A 1,357-nucleotide genomic window follows, 5' to 3' on the forward strand; every position below is an offset into this window, starting at 1 on the left:
TAAAACTATTTAAGAAGTCTTTATAACGCATTAAATAACCATTTGTGTACTCAATTAGCTCTGTTAGTGTTTTATACGCTGTGTTTTTAAATTTAAAAGAACAATAAGAGAACTGACGAATACCATTTAGCACTCTCCCCTTTGGAGTTTTTATTTGTTCTCAAGCTTTCCATTTAGTCTCTGTGTTCATATGGAACTGGTAACATATTTCACTTGGATCAATTGATGGATGCCAAAAGCGAAGGTAGAGATTAAAATCTTCTATGATCATGACTAGTTAATAAGTTGACTCTGATTAATTTGGATAGTTTTTATATAGACCATAACTAATTGCATCACCATGAGGGCTTCAGAGTGACGTGATATACTACGTTACTCTACTCCTTCAGAAAATAAAAATATCCATTATTATCAATTATATATACTTATTTTCATTATATGGATCTGGCTCAAATAGTGAGAGCCAGTTAAAATTAATTAGAGTGTTATACGTCAATGCGACGTAATGTATTACGTCAGAGTGACGTTCATTAGTAGTTATGCACCAATATGAAATCATTCGATAAGCTCATAGATTTACTTGATTCACCGGATGATGGGTTTGGGGGAATGTGTATATTGAATACGCTGGTGAAATTTTTGAGGGAGAGCATGATAAGCTTATTCCAATTATCGTAGATAAATGGAATAGCTGGCCTATAAATAGACAGGAACATCTTGCTTGTATTCTTGGTTACGTTGGCTCCGCGCAAGAAAAGGAGTTAATTCTGCAAATGATTGGCTCAAATAACAAACAAGTTGCAAACCGTGCAAAAGAGGCTCTAAATGAGTTCAATGGCAATGCATAACAAGCGAAGGTTGTCGGAACGCCTTTCCATTCCTTTGTCGCTACAAATCGTCTGTAACTGCGGGCGTTAGGCATCAGAAGAAATGGCACAAGCAAGTAGATCGAAAGCATCTTTGCGATTAATAGGTGACTCTCTTAACCCCAAAGAGATATCAGCTCTTTTAGGGTGTGAGGGTACAACCATGTATTCAAAAGGAGATGTTAGAGTCAATAAAAGGACAGGAAAACAGTACGAACGAAAAAGTGGGCACTGGTCTTTGGTGGCAACGGAATGTGAGCCGGAAGATATTGATGGACAGGTTTCAGAAATACTGAGTCAATTGCCTAGTGATCTGATACTTTGGAATGAGCTAGCAAGTAAATACAGTATTGATTTGTTTTGTGGAATATTCATGGAAAAGAGCAATGAGGGCATGGATATATCATCCAAGACATTAGTAGAGCTTGGCAGTCGAGGCATTATGCTAGCACTTGATATTTACGATGGGGCGGAGTAACTCAATGCCTAAT

Annotated in this window: 2 protein-coding genes; both read left to right on the forward strand. The window is 37.1% G+C overall.

Annotated elements, in window-relative coordinates; translation table 11 throughout:
• Nucleotides 1-611 precede the first annotated feature (611 nt).
• On the forward strand, nucleotides 612-848 hold the full coding sequence (locus KCG35_RS25325) for a hypothetical protein (RefSeq protein WP_215822628.1): 237 nt from the start codon (nucleotides 612-614) through the stop codon (nucleotides 846-848).
• 82 nt (nucleotides 849-930) lie between these two features.
• Nucleotides 931-1,344: a DUF4279 domain-containing protein gene (locus tag KCG35_RS25330; RefSeq protein ID WP_215822629.1), complete on the forward strand. Its 414-nt coding sequence runs from the start codon at nucleotides 931-933 to the stop codon at nucleotides 1,342-1,344.
• Nucleotides 1,345-1,357 lie beyond the last annotated feature (13 nt).

This window comes from Zooshikella harenae (assembly GCF_018837975.1).
GTDB classification, from domain to species: domain Bacteria; phylum Pseudomonadota; class Gammaproteobacteria; order Pseudomonadales; family Zooshikellaceae; genus Zooshikella; species Zooshikella harenae.

Excerpts from the sequence above, each read along its gene's own strand:
- KCG35_RS25330 (WP_215822629.1), top strand. The coding sequence starts at position 931 with ATGGCACAAGCAAGTAGATCGAAAGCATCTTTGCGATTAATAGGTGAC.